The following is a 4,517-nucleotide window of genomic DNA, read 5'->3' on the forward strand; positions in this document are numbered from 1 at the left end:
GGCCGCCGGATGCGCCAGGGCGCCGTGGTGCAGGAGCTCCTGGGCTCGGTCCGCGACATCCGCCGCATCGGCTCGGCGGCGCTCGACCTGTGCTCGGTGGCCACCGGGCAGCTGAACGCGTACTACGAGCGGGGCCTGAACCCGTGGGACCTCGCTGCGGGCGCCCTCATCGCCGAGGAGGCGGGCGCGCGGGTCGCGGGACTCGACGGCGCGCCCTTCGGCTCCGGCCTGCTCATCGCGGCACCGGATCCTCTCTTCGCCGAGCTGGAGGATCTGCTGCGCCACCTGCGCGCGGACGAGGTGTAACCGCTCTCCCAGGCCGGGCCGACACGGATTCCGTGCGCCGAGAGGCGGATCGGCGCAGGATCCCGCCGGGGCTCGCCGCGCGTCGTGCCCCGATCGCGCCTGTGCGCGGCGGCCTCTGGCCGGATCCCGCCGGCCGTGGTTATCCTTTATGAATTCGTGATGTTCGCACAGGCTGCGCTCACGGAGCCGAGCGGTGCCTCTCCCTGGAGGCCCGCTCGTCCCCTGCCCCCGACGGAAGACATCGATTTCGTGAGCCCCGATTCGCCCGCCCCCGCTGCCCCTGCATCGACCTCCGGCGAATCGACTCCACCGCTCTCCCGTCGCGAGCTCCGCGAGCGCGAGCGCGCTCTGGCCCTCGCCTCCGACGTCTCGCTCGCGAGCGGCTCCGACGACCTCCTCGCGGCTCCCACGGCGGAGCAGCTGCGCGAGGCGGAGCGCCGCGTCGCCTCGGTCCGCAGCGCCCCGGCCCCCGTCCCCGCACCGCGCGCGACGCCGCTCCGGCCCGTGCGCCGGGCCCGGGTCGGCGGACTCGTCGCCCTCTCCTTCGTCGCGGCCATCGTGGCGGCGACCTCTCTGCCGGCCACATCGCTCCTGACCGCGGAGGACGTGCAGGCGCAGAGCCTCTCGACCCCCTTCGGCGCCGACGCCCGCCGCGGCGCGCAGTCGTTCGTCGCCGGCGAGGTCAGCGCCGAGACGGTCGCCCGCGACGGCTTCGGCGTGCAGGAGCGCAAGACGCAGACCAACGTCGCCGACATCGTCCGCACCTCCGACACCGGCTTCACGAACGACCCGAACGCGTCCATCCAGTGGCCCTTCGCCGTCGGCGTGCCGGTGGGCGACCGCTTCGGCTACCGCAACTGCGCGGGCTGCTCGGTGAACCACGGCGGCACCGACTTCAACCCGGGCGACGGCTCGCCCATCCAGGCGATCGCCGACGGCGTCGTGCGCACGGTCATCGACGGCGAGGGCTCGCTCGGCGTGCACGTGATCGTCGACCACGAGATCGACGGGCAGCTCGTCTCGAGCGTGTACGCGCACATGCAGCACGGCTCGGCGGCCGTGAACGAGGGCGACCCGGTGAAGGTCGGTCAGCTCCTCGGCCTGGTGGGCACGACCGGCATGTCGACCGGCCCGCACCTGCACTTCGAGATCCGCCTCGACGGCGTGACGAAGGTCGACTCCTACCTCTGGCTCAAGGCCAACGCCGGGCGCTGACCCGGCGGCGGGACGCGGGAGTCGCCGGGCGGACCCCGCGGCCCGCTACTCCGCGCGCAGCCAGACCGTGGTGTCGGCCGGCAGCGCCGGCTCGTGCAGCTCCTCCGAGGACAGCACCACGGAGCCGACGGGCAGCTCGACCGGAGCCTCGCCGAGGTTCGCGATCACCGTGACGGCTCCGTTGCGGAACGCCACGACGTCCTCCGGGTAGCCCTCGAGCCACTCGACGGCGCCGGAGCCCAGGTCCTCGGCGCGGCGCACCGCGAGCAGGGACCGGTACAGCTCGAGCGTCGAGCCCTCGACACCGCGCTGGCGGTCGCGGGCGAGCGGCGCCCAGTCGCCGGGCTGCGGCAGCCAGGAGTCGCCGGAGCCGCTGAAGCCGTACGCGGGCGCGTCCGCCTCCCACGGGATCGGCACCCGGCAGCCGTCGCGGCCGTAGCGCTCGCCGCCGGTGCGGAACCAGGTCGGGTCCTGACGCGCCGAGTCCGGCAGGTCGATCGCCTCGGGGAGCCCGAGCTCCTCGCCCTGATAGACGTAGGCGGAGCCGGGGAGCGCGAGCATGAGGGCGGTCGCGGCACGGGCGCGGCGCAGCCCCAGGACGGGGTCGGGGAGTCCGGGCGTGCGCGGGCCGATGCCGTAGCCCTGCGGGTTGTCGGACGTCAGTGCCAGGCGGCTCGCGTGGCGCACGACGTCGTGGTTCGACAGCACCCAGGTCGACGGGGCGCCGACGGCGGCGAAGGCCTCGACGGAGGAGTCGATGATGTCGCGGAGGGCGGGTGCGCTCCACGGGGTCTCGAGGTAGGCGAAGTTGAAGGCCTGGTGCATCTCGTCGGGGCGGACCCAGCGGGCGAGCTTGGAGAGCGGCTGCACCCACGCCTCGGCGCAGAGCACGCGGTCGTCCGGGTACTCGGCGAGCAGGGAGTGCCAGTCGCGGTAGATCTCGTGGACGCCGTCCTGCGCCCAGTAGGGGGCGGTGGCGGGCTCCTCGCCGTCGGCGGGAGCGACTCCGCCCATCGACCCGCTGTCGGCGGGCGGCGTGTAGTCGGGCAGCCCCTCGGCCTTGATCATCCCGTGCGCCACGTCGACGCGGAAGCCGTCGACGCCGCGGTCGAGCCAGAAGCGGAGGGCCTCCCGGAAGCGCTCGCGCACCCACTCGTTCGTCCAGTCGAAGTCGGGCTGCGAGGTGTCGAAGAGGTGCAGGTACCACTGGCCGGCCGAGCCGTCGGGCTCCATGACGCGGGTCCACGCGGGGCCGCCGAAGACCGACTCCCAGTTGTTCGGGGGCAGCTCGCCCGACTCGCCCCGGCCGTCACGGAACAGGTAGCGCGCCCGCTCGGCGCTGCCCGCGGGAGCGGCGAGCGCCTCCTGGAACCAGCGGTGGGCGCTGGAGGAGTGGTTGGGGACGAGGTCGACGATGATGCGGATGCCCAGGGCGTGAGCGCGGGCGAGCATCGCGTCGAAGTCGGCGAGGGTGCCGAAGAGCGGATCGACGTCGCAGTAGTCGGCGACGTCGTAGCCCGCGTCCTTCTGCGGCGAGGTCATGAAGGGCGAGAGCCAGATCGCGTCGACGCCGAGCTCGGCGAGGCTCTCGAGGCGCGAGGCGATGCCGGGCAGGTCGCCGATGCCGTCGCCGTCCGCGTCCGCGAAGGAGCGCGGGTAGATCTGGTAGATGACGGCGGTGCGCCACCACTCGGCTCCCCGGCGGTGCTCGGCCTCGGAGTCGGGGCCGGGGGAGTTCTCGGGCGCGCCGGAGGTAGCGGAGTCCAGGGTCATGCGGTCGAGTTTATCGGGCGCCCCGGGGGCGCCGGGGGCACGCCCTCCGCCGTCCCGTACAGTCGACGGGTGATCGATGAGACACCGGACGAGGCCCGAGCCCGACGCCGACGGGCGCTGCTGTGGGTGGTGCCGCTGCTGGTGCTGCTGGTCGGCGGCCTGGTCGCCGTCACCCTCGCGATCGGCGGATTCGCGCTGCGCAGCATGACCGGCGCGTCCGCCGTGCAGCTCGTCCTCGTCGCCTAGGCGGTCGCGGCCGGGCCGTCCTCGTCCTCGGGCGGGGGTGCGGACGAGGTGCGCACCCGCTCCTCGGACGCGTGCGCGGTCTCGGGCCCGGTCGCGCGGGCCTGCTCGTCGGCGCGGGTGACCGCCTCCGCGAGCTCGTCGACGACGAGGTACCCGGGAGAGACGGCCTCGGCCCGGTAGGCCGCCCGACCGACCATGTGCGCCGAGACGGGCACGGTCAGCAGCTGGAAGCCGATCACCAGCACGATCGTCCCCGCGGCGGCGAAGCCGGGGTTCCGGATGGCGACCGCGAGCATCACGCAGATCAGTCCGAGCACCTGCGGCTTCGTGCCCGCGTGCATCCGGGAGAGCAGGTCGTCGAACCGCATCAGGCCGATCGCGGCCAGCAGCGAGAGCAGGGCGCCGACCAGCAGCAGCACAGCGGTGAGCACGTCGAAGAACAGGTCCATGTCAGTCCTCCTCGCGGTTGGCCATGAACTTGGCGACGCTGATCGATCCGAAGACGGCGAACAGCGCGAGCCCGAGCGCGACGGGCAGGGTCCGCGCGTGGTGGTTGACCGCCATCTCGGCGCCGATCCCGCAGATGATCGTCGCGACGAGCACGTCGGCCGCGACGACCCGGTCGAGCACGGACGGACCGCGGAGGATCCGCACGAGCGCGAGCAGGCAGGCGGCGCCGAAGACCGGCACCAGGATCCAGATCAGCCAGTCGATCACCGGACCACCCCCGATCCGGCCTCGATCGGCCGATTCACGCGCTGCACGTCCTCGCGGGAGCCGATGGCCCGGACGATGCGCGCTTCCGTCCGGAGGACCGTCCGGCGCACCTCGTCGATCCGCTCGCCCTCGTCGTGGGTCACGCCGAGCACGTGCAGGTAGAGGACGTTCAGCTGCGGGTCCACGTCGATCACCAGGGAGCCGGGGACGAGCGAGACGGCCTCCGTCGTCCAGACGAGCATCCCCTCGGAGCGGCTGCG

The 4,517-nt window shown here is 73.6% G+C and carries 7 protein-coding genes; 3 read left to right on the forward strand and 4 right to left on the reverse strand.

What is annotated here, in order from left to right:
• Positions 1-306, forward strand: a 306-nt coding sequence (locus C5C27_RS16595; protein ID WP_308471199.1) for an inositol monophosphatase family protein, incomplete at its 5' end; no start/stop codon positions are given.
• A 249-nt stretch (positions 307-555) separates the two neighbouring features.
• Positions 556-1,521 (forward strand): M23 family metallopeptidase, encoded by a 966-nt coding sequence (locus C5C27_RS16600; protein WP_146079731.1) that lies wholly within the window; start codon positions 556-558, stop codon positions 1,519-1,521.
• Positions 1,522-1,566: 45 nt separating this feature from the next.
• On the opposite strand, the gene C5C27_RS16605 is transcribed toward C5C27_RS16600, so the two are convergent.
• A complete protein-coding gene (locus tag C5C27_RS16605) occupies positions 1,567-3,294 on the reverse strand; it encodes a glycoside hydrolase family 13 protein (RefSeq protein ID WP_104314953.1) in 1,728 nt (575 codons plus the stop codon).
• Positions 3,295-3,363: 69 nt separating this feature from the next.
• Between C5C27_RS16605 and C5C27_RS18250 the strand changes: the two genes are divergently transcribed.
• Entirely contained in the window at positions 3,364-3,540 is a 177-nt protein-coding gene (locus tag C5C27_RS18250; protein WP_159939698.1) for a hypothetical protein, read from the forward strand.
• Here C5C27_RS18250 and mnhG read toward each other — a convergent pair.
• From mnhG to C5C27_RS16620, 3 genes are all read right to left on the reverse strand, one after another.
• A complete protein-coding gene (mnhG, locus tag C5C27_RS16610) occupies positions 3,537-3,989 on the reverse strand; it encodes a monovalent cation/H(+) antiporter subunit G (RefSeq protein ID WP_219813195.1) in 453 nt (150 codons plus the stop codon). The two genes, C5C27_RS18250 and mnhG, sit on opposite strands and share 4 nt — an antisense overlap.
• Position 3,990: 1 nt before the next feature.
• Positions 3,991-4,257: a monovalent cation/H+ antiporter complex subunit F gene (locus tag C5C27_RS16615; RefSeq protein WP_308470711.1), complete on the reverse strand. Its 267-nt coding sequence runs from the start codon at positions 4,255-4,257 to the stop codon at positions 3,991-3,993.
• A partial coding sequence (locus tag C5C27_RS16620) for a Na+/H+ antiporter subunit E (protein WP_181133577.1) occupies positions 4,254-4,517 on the reverse strand: 264 nt, incomplete at its 5' end. The genes C5C27_RS16615 and C5C27_RS16620, both read right to left, overlap by 4 nt.

Source organism: Rathayibacter sp. AY2B7 (assembly GCF_002931635.1).
Classification (GTDB): domain Bacteria; phylum Actinomycetota; class Actinomycetes; order Actinomycetales; family Microbacteriaceae; genus Rathayibacter.